This is a genomic window from Luteibaculum oceani (genome assembly GCF_007995015.1).
GTDB lineage: Bacteria > Bacteroidota > Bacteroidia > Flavobacteriales_D > Luteibaculaceae > Luteibaculum > Luteibaculum oceani.
Map to the genome: position 1 here is coordinate 123,110 of NZ_VORB01000007.1, position 20,069 is coordinate 143,178.

A 20,069-nucleotide genomic window follows, 5' to 3' on the forward strand; every position below is an offset into this window, starting at 1 on the left:
AAAACATTTACCAAAACTATGGCAATTCTAGATTTCCAAAAGCCTGACAAGGTAATCATGATTCAGTCGGATGACTTTCACGGTCAGTTCGAGTTTAGACCCCTTGAACCAGGTTATGGAATTACCATTGGTAATGCACTGAGAAGGATTTTACTTTCTTCTCTTGAGGGCTTTGCCATTACATCTTTCCGTATCGAAGGTGTTGAACACGAGTTCAGCACTATAAAAGGTGTAGTTGAAGATGTTACTGAAATAGTCCTAAATCTAAAGCAAGTTAGATTTAAACGTCAGATTGAATCGACTGACAATGAGACTTTAAGTTTTACCGTATCTGGACAAGATCAATTCACCGCCGGTGATATTGGAAAAAATACTTCGGCTTTCCAGGTGTTAAACCCAGATCTAGTGATCTGCAACATGGACAAAGGCGTTAAGCTTACCATGGAGGTTACCATCGGAAAAGGAAGAGGTTACCGTCCTTCTGAAGAGAATCATATTGAAAATGCTCCTATTGGAACCATTTTTATCGATTCTATCTTTACCCCTATCAGAAATGTTAAATACAACATTGAAAACTACAGGGTAGAGCAGAAAACGGATTACGAAAAACTGAACATCGAATTGATTACCGATGGATCAATCAATCCTAAAAATGCACTTCAAGAGGCAGCTAAGATTTTGATCCACCACTTCATGCTTTTCTCTGACGAGAAAATTACACTTGAAGAACCAGAGAAAACAGAAACTGAAGAATTCGATGAGTCTTCACTTCACATGCGTCAGTTGCTTAAAACTAAGCTTGTGGATATGGATCTATCTGTTAGAGCTTTAAATTGTTTAAAGGCTGCAGATATTGAAACTCTAGGTGACTTGGTTTCATACAATAGAAACGACCTTCTGAAATTCAGAAACTTCGGAAAGAAATCTCTTACCGAGCTTGAAGACCTTGTTGAGTCTAAAGGATTGAATTTTGGAATGAATGTCAGTAAATACAAATTGGACAAGGAATAATTAGGAGAGCGCGATGAGACACGGGAAGAAATTTAATCACTTAGGTCGTAAAACCGGTCATAGAAAAGCGATGTTGGCGAACATGGCGGTATCTTTAATCGAGCATAAAAGATTAGTTACCACAGTTGCTAAAGCGAAAGCTTTACGTCAATATGCAGAACCTATTTTGACAAAAGCTAAAGAAGATACTACTCACTCGAGAAGAACCGTATTTTCTTACCTTAAAAATAAAGAAGCAGTTACTGAATTGTTCAGAGAAATTGCTCCTAAAATTGCAACGCGTCCAGGAGGATACCTTCGTATCATTAAAACTGGAAACCGTGAAGGTGATAACGCTGAAATGTGTTTGATCGAATTAGTTGACTACAACGAGTTGTACTCAATTGATAAGAAGCCTGCTGGTAAGAAGCGTTCACGTAGAGGATCTAAAGCTAAGAAAGCTGCTGATACAAATGTAGAAGCTACTTCTAAAGCTGCTGAGTCTACTGAAAATAAGGAAGCAGATAATGGTGATGCAGAAGCTAAAAACGACTAACAATCGACCATTAAGATAAGTTTATATAAAAGGGATATTGTTCTAACAGTATCCCTTTTTTTGTATTAATAAGAAGCTATGAAAGAATTTAACGCAGTTTTATTGTTATCCGATGGAACAGTTTTCCACGGAAACCCAGCTGGGCATATTGGTACTACCAGCGGTGAAATCTGTTTCAATACAGGTATGACCGGCTACCAAGAAATTTTTACAGACCCATCTTATTTTGGACAAATTATGGTAACCGCAACAGCACACATAGGAAACTATGGTGTTAGTTCCGAGGATATAGAATCCGAGGATATAAAAATTGCGGGTCTGGTTTGTAAAAAGTTCTCTCAAACTTTTAGTAGACCTGCCGCTTCAGGTAGTTTGGAAGAAGAGTTTAAAAAGAACAAACTGGTTGGAATCTGCGATGTAGATACACGCGCCTTGGTAAGACATATTCGTAAATCTGGAGCCATGAATGCCGTGATTTCATCGGATGGTAAATCCATTGACGAGCTAAAGGAAATCCTAAATAACACTCCTTCTATGGAGGGGCTGGAGCTTTCTTCTAAGGTTTCTTGTAAGGAGAAATTTACCGAAGGGCCAGACAATGCTGAATTTAAAGTAGCATTAATGGACTATGGGGTGAAAAAGAATATTGTTCGTTGTCTAGTAGAAAGAAACTGTCAGGTTGATGTATACCCATACAGCACAAAAGCAGAGGAAGTTCTAAGTAAGGATTATGACGGAATAATGCTTTCAAATGGACCTGGAGATCCCAGTGCTATGCCCGAGGAGATTAAGGAGGTTTCGAAGTTGCTTGCTTCAGGAAAACCACTTTTTGGTATTTGTTTAGGACATCAGTTGTTGGCATTAAGCCTTGGGCTTAAAACCGAAAAAATGAGATTCGGACACAGAGGTATTAACCATCCAGTTAAAAACTTGGTTAATGGATCTTGTGAAATTACATCCCAGAATCATGGATTTGTAGTTTCCAATGAATCAGTTGAAAATAGCGATAAGGTGGAACTAACACATCAACATCTAAATGATCAGACGGTTGCTGGAATTTCTGTGAAAGGACAGAAAGCATTTTCGGTTCAGTATCACCCAGAAGCATCACCTGGTCCTCACGATTCTAGATACGTATTCGATCAGTTTATTGATAACATGAAAGCCAGTAAATAATGAGTTTTATAGATCAAATTTACGCACGTCAGATTCTTGATTCTAGAGGGAATCCTACAATTGAAGTTGACGTAGTAACTGGAAATGGTATTCTAGGAAGAGCAGCTGTTCCTTCAGGAGCCTCTACTGGCGCACATGAGGCCATAGAGCTGAGAGATGGGGATAAGTCTAAGTACCTTGGAAAAGGTGTGCTAAAGGCTGTTGAAAACATCAATAAAATTATTGCTCCAGAGCTTAACGGAATTGATATTACCAACCAAAGAGGAATAGATAACCTTCTTCTTGAGTTGGATGGTACTGAAAACAAGGCTAATCTGGGTGCTAATGCTATTTTAGGGGTTTCCTTAGCAGCTGCAAAGGCAGGTGCTGTTGAGAGCAACCAATCACTATTTAGATATGTTGGAGGTACCAACGCTTGTACGCTACCTGTTCCAATGATGAACATTCTTAACGGAGGTTCTCATGCGGATAATAAAATCGACATTCAAGAATTCATGGTTATGCCATTCGGGGCGGAATCGTTTAGCGAATCGTTGAGAATGGGTACCGAAGTATTCCATGCCCTAAAGTCTGTGCTAAAGGCGAAAGGAATGGCTACCAATGTTGGAGATGAAGGTGGATTTGCTCCTAACCTAGGCTCTAACCAGGAGGCCATCGAGGTGGTACTTACTGCCATTGAAAAGGCGGGATATAAGCCTGGAGAGGATATTTATATTGCATTAGATGCTGCCTCAACTGAGTTCTACAAAGACGGCGTTTACACTTTCGAATCAACTAACGAAAGATTCTCTAGTGAAGAAATGGCTGATTTTTGGGCTGATTGGGTAGCAAAGTATCCGATTGTAAGCATTGAAGATGGATTGGCTGAGGACGACTGGTCTGGCTGGAAAACGCTTACTGATAAAATTGGAGATAAATGTCAACTTGTAGGAGACGATTTATTTGTAACCAATTCTAAGCGCTTAGCCGATGGTATCAAACTAGGTGCGGCAAACTCAATTCTTGTTAAGGTTAATCAAATTGGAACTTTAACTGAAACGATCCAAGCGGTAGATTTAGCTCATAGAAACCAATATTCTTCAGTTATGAGTCACAGATCTGGTGAAACCGAAGATACCACTATAGCGGATTTAGCGGTTGCTTTAAACTGTGGTCAAATTAAAACCGGTTCGGCAAGTAGATCTGACCGTATAGCGAAATACAATCAACTATTGAGAATAGAAGAAGATTTGGGAATTGATGCTTATTTCCCAGGTAAGAATTTTAGATTTCTATAATTTAGATAACAATCCAATCAAAAAGGCGGTTTAAAGACCGCCTTTTTTTGTTTTCTAAAAATTATCCTTGTTAGTCTATTTGAATTTAAAAACGCCTTTTTCGTCGAATTACCCCTCTTCTTATCGGTGGTTATCAACCTTTTTTAGAATTTCTACGTAAATCATTTAAAAATTAGCTAGGACCGTTCATCAAATTTATGCAGTGATAAAAGGAACATGATTGGATTGCTAATTAATATGATTTAAATTAGTCGCACTTTTTAGGAATTTAAGATGAAGCCATCAACGGAGCTATTTGATTTAATCAAAAGCCTAACAAAATCGGAGAAGAGATTTTTTAAATTGTCTTCCTCCCTGCAATCGGGTGAAAAGAATTATCTGAAAATCTTTGATACCATCGAAAAACAAGAGCTTTACGATGAGGAAGCAATCAAGGATGCATATAAAGATGAAACTTTTATTAGGCATTTTCCATCGGAGAAAAACCACCTTTACAAACTTATTCTAAAGAGCTTGCGCTCGTATCACGCCGATAATTCAGCGAGTTCACAGCTAAAGCAAGAAATCAAGAATATAGAATTGCTGTTTAGAAAAGCGCTTTTTAAGGAATGTGGGAAGTTTCTTAAGCGTGCAAAGAAAATAGCCTACAAAAACGAGAAGTTCTATTATCTAATCGATCTTATAGCTTGGGAAAAAATGCTTCTAGATGAAGCCTTTGAAGCTGGAGAATTCGATAACGACCTTAATGAAATATTAGATGAGGAGCGCAAGGTTATAGAGCAGCTTAAAAACCTAGTTGAATACCAAGTTCTTTATTCCAAAATAAATTACCTGTTTAGGCTTGGGGGGGTTGTTAAAAGTGAGAAGGAGAGACAAATGGTTGATGAAATTAGTCACCACCCACTTATAAAAGACTCTTCTTTGGCCCTTTCAACACGAGCACAATCTATTTGCTATTACGTTCGAGGTTTCTGTTGTCAGGCGTACCGAGATACTTTGGGAAGCATTGAAAATTTCGAAAAGGCTATCGAGGTTATGGATAATAATCCACTCATTAAAGCCGACCTTCCTAAAAGATATATCCGCTCAGTAACCAATGTTATTTATGGTTATATCCGTAATAAGGATTACGACAAGGCAAACCACCAAATTGATGTGCTGAACGGTCTAGGTAAAATCAAAGGATTTGATACCATAGATGTTAGCATTCTTATTTTCTTCTCACATAGTATGACAGAGTTGCTTTTCCTTAATAGACAGGGAAGGTATGAAGAAGCTGTAGAAAAGGCAGAAGAGGTTGCTGAGAGAATGGAGCGTTTGGGAGACAAACTAAATAAAGAAAAACAACTTCTACTGAGTTACCTTATTTCCTACGTGTATTTTGGAAACGGTAAATACAAACAATCACTTTTCTGGATAAATAGAGTGTTGAATGATAATGAAAATGTATTGCGTCAGGATATTTTCTCCTATGCTAGAATTTTCAACCTTGTCATTCACTTTGAGCTTAAAAACTTTGATTTACTAGAGTATATAATTAAGTCGACCAACAGGTACTTGAATAAGAAACCACAAAACTTTGAGGTTGAGTCTTTACTGGTTGATTACATTAAGCGTCTTTCTAAAATTCAGAACCCAGATGACAAGGTAGAGTTATTCAAAGAACTCAAAGATGAATTGGAGACACTGTTTGAAAATCCATCTGATAGAGTAATTCTTGAGTATGTAGATTTCCGCTCTTGGATTAACAGTAAAATTCAGGACGTACCCTTTGCCAAATTGGTTCAAGAAAGAGGAAAACCTTAAGGATTAAAGAGTATATTTTATAACGACTTGAACCTCTGGGGACTTTATTGTTTTCAGAGGTTTTTTATTTACCTCTACCCAATTTCTATCGAGGTATACCCATTCCGAATACTTTATCCATGTGCTGAGTTTTTTCGTCCAAGAGGATTTAATCATAAGATAAAATCTGTTTCCATGTCCATAATAGGCTGGAATTGAAAAAATGAGTGGAGGGGTGCTTTCAAAAGCATAAATTCTATTATCGTACGATTTGGCTTTAAACCACGCCAGCCTGAATCTCAGGTGGTGTTTAGCTTTATAAATAGGGAGACTAAATTCTTGGTACCATAAATAGGATGTCTGGGAAGGCTCCATGCCAGAGCACTCAATTCTAGATCGAAATAAGCTGTTTTCAGAAAGGTCGATTTCAATATGAATTCTAATACTATGCTTTACGGTGGTGTAGGCTACGGGAGATTTATTTTCTATTGAGGAGGAATCAGATGACCTTACTCTATTTCTATATCTGAAATAACCCGAAACATTTTTTGCATTTTGAAATTCCGCCTGAATTTGAAAGTCGGAATTCCATTTTTGATCGGGTATAAATGCAACCGGGCGCTTGTAGCAATCCATATAGGTACTGATATTCCATCGGTTGTGGATCTTAAACTTATATCCAACCAAGAATCCTGTTTCAGACCCGGAGGAAAGTGCGGATAACGGACTGGTAAAATTGTTTCTACTTAAAGAGGATAAGTGTCTGGCGAAAAAGGATAATGAACTGTTTTTGGTAATGAATACTAAAACACCACCATTGAAACTGCGTCCTTGGTTATGCACAGCAAGTTCTCCAAAAAATATTCCTGAATCAAAATTTGCGTTCCAGAACAGACTGTAGTTACTGCCTCGTAAACTTGCTTCTCGGGACTTTAGTCCGCTTTGCTGAAAGCTTAAACCAATATTACCCAGGCTGTGGTTCCATTGGATTATACCATTGTAGTTCCGGTGGGTGGCATTATGCTTTCTAGCAACTTCTGAGCTTGTTCTATGCAATCCGGAAGCAGCAATGGACAACATATTTTCGCTATTGATATAACTGTCTCGGCGTGTGGATGAAAAACCTAAGGCACCAGAAATTGAGTGAATCTTGATTTCAGTTGCAATTCCACGATAAAAGCTGCTTTCATTAAAACCACTGCTAGGTTTCAACAGGCTTCCACCTCGGTGCAAAAATTCTGGATTAGAGGATATCCCCATGGCAAAGGGTAATCCGAACACAAGATTTTGCCCCGATTTTAAAAAGTAGTCTCCCACAACAACTTGTTTTATAAATCCAGATTTGGGAGTTAGCGAAAAGTTTGCGGTAATAAATTCAATTTTATTTCGATGGAAAAGTCTTTCACCGGCATCTTTTTCTATGCCTAAATTGATTTGATATAATTTTTGAGATTTAAGATTTAACCGGGTAAATCCTCTATAATTACTCCCATGGTAATCTGTATAGTTTGGGAGATTATTCAGTTTTAAACCTACTCCTGAATATAGCTTTCCAGAGATATTTCGGATATCGTGGTTATTGGAAGTGAGATAAATTTTTTGATCCTCTAGGGTGAAAAAATTTCTGAGCATTTTAACATCTTCAAATCCTATTTGGGGAGTCCGTAAAACATCCTGCCAATTCTGAAAACGTCCAAGCTTATTTCGAGCATCCATTAAGCTTCTACTTTGTAATCCGCTTAAAAGTGGAAATTCTTCAAGTTCGGATATTGAACAGCTGTTGAGTGGGATTTTGTTTTCAGAATATTGTTGCAACAGATCTAAAAATTCTTGAGTAGGTAAGCCCTCGGAATCTGTTGTTTCGGTATGTTTTTGGAGGTATTCAATCCATTCGGAATCTGTTTGCTGACTCCAAGACGAGAATGGAAATAAAGCAAAACAGGCAATTAGGGAGCAGAAACTTCTCATCGCATATCCTCCCAAAAAAGAAAGGCCCCCACACCCGCCGAGGGTGGAAGATTAAAAAGTAATGAACTAGAAACAAGGATTGAAATATTACCAAGGGTGCTACAAAATCCAAAATTGAGTGATTTAGGAAAGGAACGTCCACCTATAAAGATTTGAAGATTTTGCTTTGGTAGGTAGGATAGGGATAGTGCCAATCCAAAGTTTTGCTGGTGTGCAAAAAGCTCTGATTGGTAATAAAGGCTTTGCGAATCCCTAATTAATAACCTAAGTGAGAGGTATGAGGGAATGGTGTTAACGGTATATGCGTTATGCACGAAGTTCCTTAGTAACAAAGCCAACTCCATACTTTCCAGATTGTAATTAAAACCAAGGCTAGGGCCAAAAAACAGTTCATTTTTAATTTCCCGGCTAGTGGTAACAAAGTAATGAGAGGAAGTACTAATACCCATTTTCAGGTTCGGGGCAAGGTCTTTAACGGTACCTATAGAGAACCTGTAGTCGTTAAAGTGTTTATTGCCCGACTCAGAAAATGAAATTAGCCAAGACTTCCATCCAGCATTAATGGTAAAGAAATTGAAATCCTTATGTAAAAAACGATTTTGCACCCATGCACCCACAAAGGTTCTTTTGGGTGCAAGTGAAGGGTTGTGGGATAAAGCGGAAAAGTCGTTGGGGTTTTGGCTTATCCCGGTGCTTTGATACATGGGGCCAAATGCCTGATAGCTTTGTGCGAAGGAAAAAAAGGGAGCTAAAGCAAAGGCTAAAGTAAGTTTGTGGTAGGTATACATGGTAGGATTTTTTAGGGTCTTACTTAGGGGGAGCTTTTATATCCAAAATAGGGCGAGTATGTTTTTTAAAAGGTGCATCTTTGCAAGTCTAATTTTAAGAACATGTTGCACCTAATTTTATTTGGACCTCCCGGTGCGGGGAAGGGAACACAGTCGGAAAAACTTGTCGAGAAATACGAATTGTGTCACCTATCTACAGGAGATATCTTTAGATACAATATAAAAAATGAAACCGACTTAGGGAAATTGGCCAAGTCCTATATGGACAAGGGTGAGCTTGTTCCCGATGAGGTAACCATAAAAATGTTAGAGGCGGAGGTAGACAAAAATGCCGATGCTAAAGGATTCATATTTGATGGCTTCCCTAGAACCATTCCTCAAGCTAAAGCTTTAGATACTTTTTTAAATTCTAAAGGAGCAAAAGTTGATGCTATGATTGCATTACACGTTGATGAGGAAGAACTGGTTAAAAGATTGCTTTTAAGAGGGAAAGATAGTGCCAGAGCTGATGATCAAAACGAGGATGTGATCAGAAAGCGCATTTCCGTATATAACGAACAAACGGCTCAGGTTGCAGGCCATTACGAAGGTTTAGGAAGATTCCATCAAGTAAATGGTGAGCAATCAATTGATGAGGTTTTTAATAACCTTTGTGGTATAATAAATAAGTTGTAATTCGCTTTGTCCAATAAAAACTTTGTTGACTACGTAAAAATTTGTTGCCGTTCTGGAAAGGGTGGGGCAGGTTCTGCCCATTTGCGCAGGGAAAAGTTTGTACCTAAAGGAGGTCCAGACGGTGGTGATGGTGGTAGAGGAGGTCACATTATTATTCGTGGTAATAAACAATTGTGGACCTTACTTCACCTAAAATACACCAAGCACGTTATTGCGGGCCATGGTGAACCAGGTAGTAAACAACATAGTAGTGGTTTAAGCGGTAAGGATATCATTCTGGAAGTTCCTTTGGGAACTATTGCAAGGGATCCCGAAACCGGAGAACAAATCCTGGAAATTACCGAGGATGGGCAAGAGTCCATTTTGGTTTCTGGAGGAAGAGGAGGTCTTGGAAACGCGCATTTTAAATCTGCCACCAATCAAACTCCTCGATATGCCCAACCGGGTGAAGATGGAAAAGAGGAGTGGAAGATTCTAGAACTTAAAGTTTTAGCGGATGTTGGATTAGTAGGATTCCCTAATGCGGGTAAATCAACTTTCCTTTCTGTTATTAGTGCGGCAAAACCAGAAATTGCCAACTATCCTTTTACCACCTTAGTACCTAATCTCGGTATGGTTCCATATCGTGGGCATAAGTCCTTTATCGTTGCCGATATTCCTGGGATAATCGAAGACGCACATAAAGGGAAAGGATTGGGATTAAGATTTTTAAGGCATATAGAAAGAAATTCTGTTCTGCTATTTATGGTGCCTGCCGATGCCGACAGCATTATAGAGCAATACAATATTCTTAAGAACGAACTCAATCAATTCAATCCAGAACTAATGCATAAAAAGCATTTGTTGGCGATTACTAAATGCGATATGTTGGATGATGAATTGATGGAAGAGATTAAAAAAGAAGTTCCCTCGGGTGTTCCTGTATCCTTTATTTCGTCTGTTGCCAACATTGGGATTCAGGAGTTGAAAGACCAAATTTGGAAAAGCATTAATGAGGAATGATTGAATGGTTAATTTCCATAGATGAAAAACTTCTATTGGCCATTAACGGGTGGCAAGGTGGTTTTTTAGATGGATTTTTCCTTTTCGTTACCAATAAGCACAATTGGCTTCCGCTATACCTCTTTTTAATTTTATTCATGTGGTGGGAAAGGGGCTGGAAGAAAATGCTTCTTTTTTCCGTTGCCAGTATACTTGTTGTTGCAACTGCTGATTTAGTTTCTGTACATCTTTTTAAGGAAGTTTTTCAACGATTAAGGCCCTGTCACCAAGAGCACCTAATGGGATTAGTTAATACCATTGGCGGAAAATGTGGGGGGCAATATGGATTTGTATCCAGCCATGCAAGTAATCATTTTGCTTTGGGGATCTGGTTTGCTTTTGTTTTTAAAACTAATTTTAATTTCCCCCGTTGTCCTTTTATTGTTTGGGCCTTTTTAATAGCCTTAAGTCGAGTTTATCTTGGAGTTCATTTTCCAGGAGATGTTATCGTTGGGGGGCTCGTTGGAGCTTTTATCGGCGGCATATATTTCGGAGTATTTAAAAAATTAGGATGGGTCTAGTTCCGTCATTATTGGTTTTTTTAGGAGGAGGGTTAGGTGCTTTTTTTCGGTTTGGAATAGGACGAATGATTGGTAGTACTCAATTCCCCTGGGCTACTCTTATAAGTAATTTAATTGCCTGTTTGGTTTTAGGTGTATTAATCTATCTCGGGCAAGGAAATAAAAACAACCAACTTCTTCTAGTTACAGGCTTTTGTGGTGGATTAAGTACCTTTTCTACGTTTAGTTTCGAAACTTTTGAAATGCTTAGGATAGGGAATTACACCTGGGCAATCCTAAATATTGTAATAAGTGTTTTATGCTGTATGCTAATTCTTTTTTTTGTATTTCAAGTCACTGCAAAAAACGGATAGGCCTATTCGGACTTTTTCTTTTCCTTGGGGCCTGCTCATTTTCCGAAAAGACTCACGTAGATATAAAGCATCATAAACTGCTTATAGGGATCACAGTCGATCAAATGCGCTTCGATTATCTACAGCGATTTGATACCCTTTTTATTCATCCCAATGGTTTTAAAAGATTAACCCAGCAAGGGGTAAATTTCACACAGACGAAATATTCTTATTTCCCTACTTATACCGGGCCGGGTCACGCAACGATTTTTACGGGAGCAAATCCCAAACATCATGGAATTGTAGGAAACGATTGGTACGATAAATCTTTAGGCAAGTATGTGTACTGTGTTTCAGACACTACCGAAAATACGATTGGTTCAAACTCCGGAGCTGGACAAATGTCTCCCCACCATTTATTAGTTCCTTCAATTGGCGATTATTTCAAAGAATTCTTTGGGCAAACAGCAAAGGTTTATGGGATAAGCCTAAAGGATAGGTCGGCAATATTACCCACAGGTTTTAACGGTGACGCCGCCTTTTGGTGGGATGGAGGTAAACAGGGGAAATTTATAACCTCTACTTATTACATGTCTCAAATAGGCGAATGGGTAGATCAATTTAATGAGTCAGGATATGCCGATAGGTTGTTAGAAAGTGACTGGACGCTTTCTCCACTACTTTCTAAACTAGATTTGGATGACGATTTGCCTTGGGAACGCCCATTTAAAGGGATGAAAGCCGCTGTTTTTCCATATGAGCTATCCAAATTGAGATTGATTAATGGAGACTACTCCCTTCTAAAGCAGGTTCCGCAGGGTAATGAATTGATTTCCGCCTTTGCCAAGAAACTTATTGAAAACGAGCAGCTGGGGCTGGATACTATACCGGATTTTTTATCTCTGAGCTTTTCTGCTACCGACTACGTTGGTCATCGTTTTGGAACCGAATCACTTGAGCTGGTTGATGTGTATTTTAAACTGGATAAGGTCTTGGGGGATTTCTTTTCTTATTTGGATCAAAAGATTGGAAGGGATAATTATACGGTATTTCTCAGTTCGGACCATGGAGCTGCACCACCTGCTGGTTTTGCTATGGTTAATTTGGCAAGAGGGGGGACGGTTAATCCCCTAGACTTAGAATTGGAGTTGAGGAATTATCTTCAAAATAAAGGCCTTCCTCAGACGGCGGTGAGGTCGCTAATAAACCAACAAATTTATCTAGATACAGCCATTTCGGGCCATCAAACTGTGGAAGTGAAAAAGGAGATTATTTCCTTTCTTAAGGCACAGCCATTTGTAGAAGAGACCCTTGATGCTGTGGTATTTTCTACGGGGATAAGTGCCGCATATAATGGAAGACATTTTAACGCTGCAAAGGCGGGATATCACCCAAAAAGGTCGGGTGATATCTTTTATTTTTTGAAACCCAATTGGGTGGAATATCCAGAAGGAGGATCCACCCACGGTTCGTTCGATGATTGGGATAGGCACGTACCGTTTTTGCTTTGGAATTCGAGTTTAAATCGAAAGCATATAAACACGCCTATAGATGTTGTAGATATTGCGCCTACAGTTTTCGAAATTTTGGATTTCAAACATCCCAATACCTTCTCTGGTATTTCCAGGTATCCAGTTAAATAGATTTAAGATTATTTTGATTTAATAACCTTACAAGCTCTTTCAATGGCTTCCAGAGTAACATCTATATGGGTTACAAATCGAATGGATGTTTGGCTAAAAGGCAAGCAGGAAATTCCCGCATCTGTCAAGTACTTTAACCAATCCTGATTATCCCATTCACTTTCAGTTTCAAAAATTACAATGTTAGTTTTTGGCGGGATTACGTCCTTAACACCGGGGCGATTTTCTAATGCATTGGCCAACATAATTGCCTTTTTATGGTCGTCTGCCAGCAACGGTACATGGTGGTCCAAAGCGTAAGATGCAGCTCTAGCCAGGAATCCACCTTGTCGCATTCCACCACCCATTCTTTTTCTAACTCGGTGAGCTTCTTGAATAAAGGATTTGCTACCAATAATAGCAGACCCCACAGGGCAACCCAATCCCTTTGAGAAACAAATGGAAAGGGAATCAAATAAAGGACCTACTTCTTTAGGGCTCTTTTGGTCTGCCACCAAAGCATTAAAAAGTCTTGCTCCATCCACATGAAAAGGCAAGTTTTCGGATTTACAAAATGCCGATATAGCTTCAATTTCTGTCCAATCCCAAAGTCCACCACCACCGCGATTAGTGGTGTTTTCAATAGCGACCATGGCTGTTCGTGGGTAATGCGAGTCGCTTGGGTGAACAGCTTCCTTAACATCCTTTAAAGTAAAGGTGCCACGGGGGCCATCAAGTAAATAGGGTTGTACCCCAGAATTGGCAGCAATTCCTCCTCCCTCATACCTGAAGATATGAGATTCCTTGTGGCAAATTATTTCATCTCCTGGCTGGGTGTGCACTTTAATTGCAATTTGATTGGTCATCGTCCCGCTAGGACAAAAAAGAGCTGCTTCATGACCAAACATTTTGGCCACTTTGTTTTGTAATGCGTTAATATCTGGATCTTCACCAAAAACGTCATCACCAACCCTGGCCTTAAACATTTCCGAAAGCATTTCTTTGCTAGGCTTGGTAACCGTATCCGATCTTAAGTCTATTTTTTCTGCCATACTTAATCTTTAATTTTTCGCATCAAAAAAAGTCCATCCCTAATAGGTAGTAGTACTTTCTCCAGTTTAGGATTTTCTGCAACCTCCTTGTTAAATCGCTGTAAACCAATTGTATCCTTATCCTTTGGTTTGGCGGGTTCCAAGACTTTTCCACTCCAAAGTACATTGTCGGCTAAAATATGTGCGCCAACTGGAAGTTTATCCCAGATGATTTCCAAATATGCACTGTAGTTCTCTTTGTCGGCGTCTATAAAAACAAGGTCAAATTCGCATTTAATTTTTGGGATAATTTCTAGAGCATTTCCCCAGTGCATTTTTATTTGGTTCCCAAACTCACTTTTCCCAAAATACTTTTCCAAATAGGGTTGGAGTTCATCATTTAAATCTATAGTGTGCAGTTCGCCACCTTTCTGTAATCCTTCTGCCATACACAGAGCAGAATAACCTGTGTAGGTGCCAATTTCTAAGATGTTTTTAGGTTTCAGCATGTGGGAAATCATACTCAGTAATCTACCTTGAAAATGCCCACTGAGCATTCTGGGTTGCAGTACTTTCTGATATGTTTCCCTATTGAGCTCGTACAGTAGTTGAGGTTCTTTGGAGGAATGATTATTTGCGTATTCCTGTAATTTGTTATCTAAAAATTCCATGATTTATAAGTAGGTAAGTGAGGAAAGCTGTTTAGGGTCAAGAATAAGATTTGCAGCTTCTAAAACTTCCTCTGAAGTAATACTGTAAATTCTCCTGTACACTTCCTCGTCTGATTCTATCTTGTTAAATATTAAGAGGGATTTTGCCAGATTGAGCATGTTGCTTGAGTTGCTCTCCTGATTTAATGCGATATGTCCAATTAATTGCTTCTTAGCCTGGTGAAGCTGAAGTGTGCCCAACTTTTTATTTCTCAACTTTCCCAATACTCCGTTAATTAGGCGGATAGACCTTTTTAGTTGATCGAAATCCGTTCCAAGGTATATGAAGAAGCTTCCCGTATCGATATAGGGGGTGTAATGAGATTCTATATTATAGGCTATGCCATACTTCTCTCGAATGTATAGGTTTAAATGGCTATTTAGCCCAGGGCCTCCTAAGATGTTGTTAAGCAGTCCTACAGCTGGGCGGTTTTCTTGAAATAGGTTTGGTGCCGTAGATCCCAAAATAAAATGAGCCTGGTTGGTTTTTTTCTCCGATTCTTTGTGGGATGCCTGGTATGCAAATGGAATTTTTCGATTCTTAAGCTCAACTTCTTTCGTGAAGTGGCCAAAATACTTTTCCAAAAGTCGTTTGAGGGACTTCAAATTTATTTTACCTGCTGAGCATAGCACCATGTTATTAATTCCATAGTGTTTGTCGATGAACTGCTGTATGTCCGTTTTTTTAAAGCTTCTAACACTTTGCTTTGATCCTAAAATGGGGTTAGCCAGTGGGTGCCCCTTAAATATTTGTTCCTCGAAATCGTCAAATATTTGTTCAGAGGGGGAATCCAGGTAAGAGTTTATTTCATCTATTACTACTTCCTTTTCCTTTTCAATTTCCTTTTCTGGAAAGCTTGAATTAAACAGGATATCCGCTGTCAATTCAATGGCTCTTTCATAATATTCATTTAGAAAACTAGAATGTATCGCAGTGTCTTCTTTTCCAGTGTAAGCATTAATTTCTCCCCCCACCGAGTCTAGCCTATTTAAAACGTGGTACGCTTTTCTTTTTTGGGTTCCTTTAAAAATAGTGTGTTCTATAAAATGGGCTAAACCAGATTCAGCATCAGTTTCGTCCCTCGAACCACAGTCGATAACCACTCCAAAATTTGAAATTGCACCGTTAGTGGGGCAGTGTACCACCCTAAGACCAGATGAAAGCGTAAAAGTGGTGAACTCAAGCATTAATTTATAACGGTTTTTAATCCTACCATAAATACAGGAGATTGAATTTTACCTCCATCCATACTTCCCGCTACTTGTACCGAAAGCACTGAGAATATATTTTCTATCCCAAAATACAATTCATTATACAGTTTCTGGTTTTCCACTGCAAGGCTGTTTACACCTACGTAAGATTGTACTTTAAGCTTTTTAATTAGTGGGATTTTATTCATTAAAAATCCATTAAATCGCTGTTCTGCATGCAATTCCAGATAGGATGAGTTGGTACTTAAATTATAGTAAGGAGCTGTTTGAAAGGCTCTGCTTCTGCCGTTTATAAATGGAATCTGGTTGCCCATAAAATGTTTAAAATCGTAGAAGGACTGATTGGCCTTATTAAGGAAGGTACCGGCATATCCGCTGTATTCAAACCGTCCGAAAATTCCAAGGTTTAACGTTTGCTTAAGTCCGGCTTCTAGATGGGTAAATTGCGATGCGCTAAGTTGTTTTGGTGCCCAAGCTCCATGAAAATATAGGGTGGGGTACCTAGAGCTGGAGTACCTGAGTTTGTAATCTGGGTAAGTGGAATATTTTTGATTAAACTGATATCGTAAATCTACGCTAAGCTGAAATAAATCCCCATTATGATTGGATTGAATATTTGGCGAAAAGGTTCTGTCCTCGAAGTTTTTGAAAACACCGATAGGATTGAGATTGCTAAGCTGACTCCTTGTTGCAGCTTTTACTCCAAAAGAAGAAAGCAAGCCGTTAAACAATTCTGTGCGATACTTGGCCTCGGCAAAGTATTCTTCTACAAATTGTGCATAATTCCGCTCCCTAAAAAAGCTGTAATAGGTATTTAGAAATCTCGAAATGGGTTGATCGCCATTAATTTGCCTTGTGGTGCTTCCAGCCGATAAATACAGTTGGGTGAGATTGATGGGATTAATATTTCGGACATAGGCAGCGTCTAGGTTGAAAGCTTTTCTACCAAAAGCATATCGAGGTTGAACAACCAGCTGGTCTGCAAAAACCGTAGAACTGTCTTCTAATCTGATTTTTACCTGAGGGGCTAATACCCAACCGTCCACCGCTGTGAAAAATATGCTTTCACGCACTCCCTCTATATCAATTGATGAGCCTGATTTGTAGGTATAACGATATCCTGAAATAACCTGATTAGGTCTGAATTTATTTCGGGCTTTTAAAACAGAATCCTTATATGCAGGACTGTTTATTCGTTGTACTACAGAATCTTCTTTGCGGTAGTGAATAATTTCACTTGAGTCTAGGGCAATGGGCCGCAGCGATTGCATTAAAATTGAATCGTTTGTTTTTCTGGTTTCCGATACTTGATAGACCTCATTCTTGTCAAACTTGCTCGAGACCATTTCTGAAATTGCTCTTTCCTCATTAGGATTGGAAATTTTGTACTCCAAGTACCTTCCTAATATTTGATAGCTCAGGCCAAATCCGAACATCTTAATATGGTAATTCGATTGTAAGGATAATGGAACCCAAATCGAATCAATCATCTGATAGGATTGTTTAAAAGAGACACTGTCAAGAACCAAGTTGTCCATGCTGCTTTTACCAGCAGTTAAATCGAGAGAGTGGATATTCCATAGATCCTGAACTATAAATATTTCACCGTAGAATACGGGGTCGGATTTTCTTTTGGGAATTACCTGTATTCGGTTAACAGTTAATCCATTTTCCTTGAATTTCCCTAGTAATTTAAAGTCATAGTAAAAGAAGCTGTTGTTGTTTAGTGGGGAGATAATTCCGCGTTGATTTATCCCGCCCATTCGGTTCTCGTAGAAGTTGTTGTTGAGGTATACACTTCGGTTGGGGGTAAATCCTGTAAATGTTCCAGATTGTTTATCGGCCAGTAACTCCTCCTTTACTCCATCTTTCTTGGTATACCAAACTTTAGAAACCGATTCAGATAAAAACACAACAGATTTTTCCTGTTCCTTCAGCTCTGCTAGCTCATTGTCATCCATCATTATGTTGATCATAAACTTGGAACTATCTGGTGCTTCAGAAAAGAAAGCACGACCCTTCATGTATAATTTCGCCTCGTAAGCGTAATTGGGGTTTTGGTATTTAGCCTTGGATTTTATGGCTTGGCGAATGATGTAATAGGCAGGATCCTTCCCCTTGGCACTAATAACTACTTCATTTAGGTTTACCTCTTGGGGTTTTAATTGGATGGGGGAGGATAGGGTGTATGTTCCGCTATTATTTGGTTTAAAATTCGATGTTGAGATCTTTTTCTCTTGATAGCCAACAAATTTTAGTCCCATGTTTTCCCCAAATGAGCTTTGCGGAATAACAAACTCAAACTTTCCTTCGAAATTGGTGCTCGTACCATAGGTTTTATTCAAAAGGTAAATATTAACGTAGGGCATGGGGTTGTTATGCTCATCGATAACAGAACCCGCAAGTTTTACATTTTGACTTATTCCTGATATACCAAATAAGATGAAGCAAGAAACAAAGGCCAATAGGTTTTTCATGGGGTAAATTTGATGTCCGAAAATAGACTAATGCCCTGTAAAACGAAAAACCCCTGCAGAATTTGCAGGGGTTTTCAAAAATGGGACTAATTCCTGGTGGAAATTAGAAGCAGTATTTATTTTCAGCGATCATGGCATCGGCCACCATTCTTCGGGTTTCCTTAACATTTACAGGGTTAACCTTTGTAAATCTCTTAATTCCCATAAGCATCATACGGTGCTCATCTCCTTCTGCAAAAGAGTTTAGTGCATCTTTTCCTGCTTTGTGAATTAAATCAGCAATGTCATAAACATAGGTCTGGGTCATGGCAATTTGCTGTTTAGCGGCTTCTTCGCCCTTAAGAGCAGCCAGTTTCTGAGTTCTTAAAACCGCAGATTCTGCAAGGTATGTCCAAATAGCAATATCAGAGATAGCCATTAGGATTTCCTGCTCTTTCGCTAATTGTGTGGTTAGTTTTTGTGCAGCAGATCCAGCTACAAGAAGTAATGCCTTTTTGAATTTCTTTACATATTCCATTTCTTGGGCTAATACTCCTTCTGGGGCATCACCAAACTCAGGGATTTCCATTAATTCCCCGGCAACCTTCATGGCAGGCCCCATAAGGTCTAGTTCTCCCTTAAGTGCCTTTTTCAGGATCATATCCACGGTCAACATACGGTTGATCTCGTTAGTTCCCTCAAATATTCTGTTGATTCTAGCATCTCTGTAGGAGCGCTCCACAGGTGATTCCGCAGAATACCCCATTCCACCATAAATTTGAACCGCTTCGTCAACAACGTAATCAAGAGCTTCGGATCCTGCAACTTTTAGAATTGCCGCTTCAGCAGCAAACTGCTCGTTACCTTTTAATAAAGCTTCTTCATAACTCATACCTTCCGATACTAAGTCTTGAATAGCTTCTTCAATATTTTTAGAACATCTATAGGTCGCAGATTCAACTACATAGCTCTGGATTGCCTGTTCTGCAAGTTTGTATTTAATTGCTCCGTACTTAGATATGGGACGTCCAAACTGCTCTCTTTCATTGGCATAATTTACCGAGCAATCTATGGCGCGTTTAGCTCCTCCAAGCGCTGCTCCTGCCAATTTAATACGCCCAATATTTAGAATGTTAAGGGCAATTTTAAATCCGTTTTCACGGTCAGAAAGCATGTTTTCAACGGGTACTTTTACATTGTTAAAGAAAACCTGTACGGTAGACGATCCTTTAATCCCCATCTTTTTCTCTTCGGGGTTAGTGGAAATTCCTTCCCATCCGCTTTCTACAATAAAAGCAGATAAGTTTTTATCATCGTCTATTTTTGCAAATACAATATAAACGTCAGCAAATCCACCGTTGGTAATCCACATTTTTTGCCCGTTGATAATGTAGTGCTTACCATCATCTGTTAACTTGGCTTTAGTTTTTCCGGAGTTGGCGTCTGAACCAGAGCTAGGTTCTGTTAAACAGTAACTAGCTTTCCATTCACCAGTGGCTAATTTAGGGATGTACTTCTCTTTTTGAGCCTCGTTTCCGTAATAAAGGATAGGAAGCGTACCAATTCCAGTATGTGCAGATAAAGCAACCGCAAAAGAGTGTCCTCCTCCGCAAACTTCTGTAGTTAGCATGCTGGTTACAAAGTCTTTTCCGAATCCACCGAATTTCTCTGGGATAGATATTCCCAAAATTCCCAATTCACCAGCTTTCTCCAATAGACTTGGCATTAGAGACGGATCCTTCATGCTGTCAATGTCGTCGAGCTTTGGGAAAATTTCGCTTTCCAGGAAATCGCGACAAGTTTGAGCAATCATTTGCTGTTCCTCATCAAACTCCTCTGGGATAAAAATGTCATTCGGATCTGTTTCTTTGATAATAAACTCTCCGCCTTTAAGTGCTTTAGATTTAGTTGCAGTTTCCATTTTGTGAT

General features: G+C 39.0%; 17 protein-coding genes. 10 read left to right on the plus strand and 7 right to left on the minus strand.

All coding sequences use genetic code 11. The features are described from left to right. Nucleotides 1-18: 18 nt before the first annotated feature. The 5 genes from FRX97_RS08895 to FRX97_RS08915 all read left to right on the plus strand — a co-directional run bounded on the left by FRX97_RS08895 (nucleotide 19) and on the right by FRX97_RS08915 (nucleotide 5,805). Complete coding sequence (locus tag FRX97_RS08895; protein ID WP_147014859.1) at nucleotides 19-1,011, plus strand: DNA-directed RNA polymerase subunit alpha; 993 nt, start codon at nucleotides 19-21, stop codon at nucleotides 1,009-1,011. Nucleotides 1,012-1,024: 13 nt separating this feature from the next. Continuing rightward, the gene (gene rplQ, locus FRX97_RS08900; protein ID WP_147014860.1) at nucleotides 1,025-1,546 is read left to right on the plus strand and encodes a 50S ribosomal protein L17; all 522 of its coding nucleotides are present in this window, start codon (nucleotides 1,025-1,027) and stop codon (nucleotides 1,544-1,546) included. Between the two features lie 78 nt (nucleotides 1,547-1,624). Further along, nucleotides 1,625-2,722: a glutamine-hydrolyzing carbamoyl-phosphate synthase small subunit gene (carA, locus tag FRX97_RS08905; RefSeq protein ID WP_147014861.1), complete on the plus strand. Its 1,098-nt coding sequence runs from the start codon at nucleotides 1,625-1,627 to the stop codon at nucleotides 2,720-2,722. Continuing rightward, entirely contained in the window at nucleotides 2,722-3,999 is a 1,278-nt protein-coding gene (gene eno, locus FRX97_RS08910; protein WP_147014862.1) for a phosphopyruvate hydratase, read from the plus strand. The genes carA and eno overlap by 1 nt, the downstream gene beginning before the upstream one ends. Nucleotides 4,000-4,272: 273 nt before the next feature. After that, nucleotides 4,273-5,805, plus strand: coding sequence for a hypothetical protein (locus FRX97_RS08915; protein WP_147014863.1), 1,533 nt, complete (start codon nucleotides 4,273-4,275; stop codon nucleotides 5,803-5,805). A gap of 3 nt (nucleotides 5,806-5,808) precedes the next feature. Here FRX97_RS08915 and FRX97_RS08920 read toward each other — a convergent pair whose 3' ends face one another. Beyond that, entirely contained in the window at nucleotides 5,809-7,752 is a 1,944-nt protein-coding gene (locus tag FRX97_RS08920) for a ComEA family DNA-binding protein (RefSeq protein WP_147014864.1), read from the minus strand. After that, on the minus strand, nucleotides 7,749-8,540 hold the full coding sequence (locus FRX97_RS08925) for a hypothetical protein (RefSeq protein ID WP_147014865.1): 792 nt from the start codon (nucleotides 8,538-8,540) through the stop codon (nucleotides 7,749-7,751). The genes FRX97_RS08920 and FRX97_RS08925 overlap by 4 nt, the downstream gene beginning before the upstream one ends. Nucleotides 8,541-8,642: 102 nt before the next feature. Between FRX97_RS08925 and FRX97_RS08930 the strand changes: the two genes are divergently transcribed. From FRX97_RS08930 to FRX97_RS08950, 5 genes are read left to right on the plus strand one after another with little or no spacing between them, the layout of a single operon-like run. Beyond that, entirely contained in the window at nucleotides 8,643-9,215 is a 573-nt protein-coding gene (locus FRX97_RS08930; protein ID WP_147014866.1) for an adenylate kinase, read from the plus strand. Nucleotides 9,216-9,221: 6 nt separating this feature from the next. Further along, nucleotides 9,222-10,217: a GTPase ObgE gene (gene obgE / locus FRX97_RS08935; protein ID WP_147014867.1), complete on the plus strand. Its 996-nt coding sequence runs from the start codon at nucleotides 9,222-9,224 to the stop codon at nucleotides 10,215-10,217. Beyond that, nucleotides 10,214-10,777, plus strand: a complete 564-nt coding sequence (locus FRX97_RS08940; protein WP_147014868.1) for a phosphatase PAP2 family protein — start codon at nucleotides 10,214-10,216, stop codon at nucleotides 10,775-10,777. Before obgE ends, FRX97_RS08940 begins: the two co-directional genes overlap by 4 nt. Further along, nucleotides 10,768-11,130 carry a fluoride efflux transporter CrcB gene (crcB, locus tag FRX97_RS12495; protein ID WP_147014869.1) on the plus strand — a complete coding sequence of 121 codons (363 nt, stop codon included), beginning with the start codon at nucleotides 10,768-10,770 and terminating at the stop codon, nucleotides 11,128-11,130. The genes FRX97_RS08940 and crcB overlap by 10 nt, the downstream gene beginning before the upstream one ends. Next, nucleotides 11,076-12,752: an alkaline phosphatase family protein gene (locus FRX97_RS08950; RefSeq protein ID WP_147014870.1), complete on the plus strand. Its 1,677-nt coding sequence runs from the start codon at nucleotides 11,076-11,078 to the stop codon at nucleotides 12,750-12,752. Before crcB ends, FRX97_RS08950 begins: the two co-directional genes overlap by 55 nt. Before the next feature lie 8 nt (nucleotides 12,753-12,760). Here FRX97_RS08950 and FRX97_RS08955 read toward each other — a convergent pair whose 3' ends face one another. The 5 genes from FRX97_RS08955 to FRX97_RS08975 all read right to left on the minus strand — a co-directional run bounded on the left by FRX97_RS08955 (nucleotide 12,761) and on the right by FRX97_RS08975 (nucleotide 20,061). After that, on the minus strand, nucleotides 12,761-13,783 hold the full coding sequence (locus tag FRX97_RS08955) for a threonine aldolase family protein (protein WP_147014871.1): 1,023 nt from the start codon (nucleotides 13,781-13,783) through the stop codon (nucleotides 12,761-12,763). Between the two features lie 2 nt (nucleotides 13,784-13,785). Next, complete coding sequence (locus tag FRX97_RS08960; RefSeq protein WP_147014872.1) at nucleotides 13,786-14,433, minus strand: O-methyltransferase; 648 nt, start codon at nucleotides 14,431-14,433, stop codon at nucleotides 13,786-13,788. Nucleotides 14,434-14,436: 3 nt separating this feature from the next. Beyond that, nucleotides 14,437-15,660 (minus strand): M16 family metallopeptidase, encoded by a 1,224-nt coding sequence (locus tag FRX97_RS08965; RefSeq protein ID WP_147014873.1) that lies wholly within the window; start codon nucleotides 15,658-15,660, stop codon nucleotides 14,437-14,439. Further along, the gene (locus FRX97_RS08970; RefSeq protein WP_147014874.1) at nucleotides 15,660-18,161 is read right to left on the minus strand and encodes a DUF5686 family protein; all 2,502 of its coding nucleotides are present in this window, start codon (nucleotides 18,159-18,161) and stop codon (nucleotides 15,660-15,662) included. The genes FRX97_RS08965 and FRX97_RS08970 overlap by 1 nt, the downstream gene beginning before the upstream one ends. Before the next feature lie 103 nt (nucleotides 18,162-18,264). After that, complete coding sequence (locus FRX97_RS08975; protein ID WP_147014875.1) at nucleotides 18,265-20,061, minus strand: acyl-CoA dehydrogenase family protein; 1,797 nt, start codon at nucleotides 20,059-20,061, stop codon at nucleotides 18,265-18,267. Between the last annotated feature and the right edge of the window lie 8 nt (nucleotides 20,062-20,069).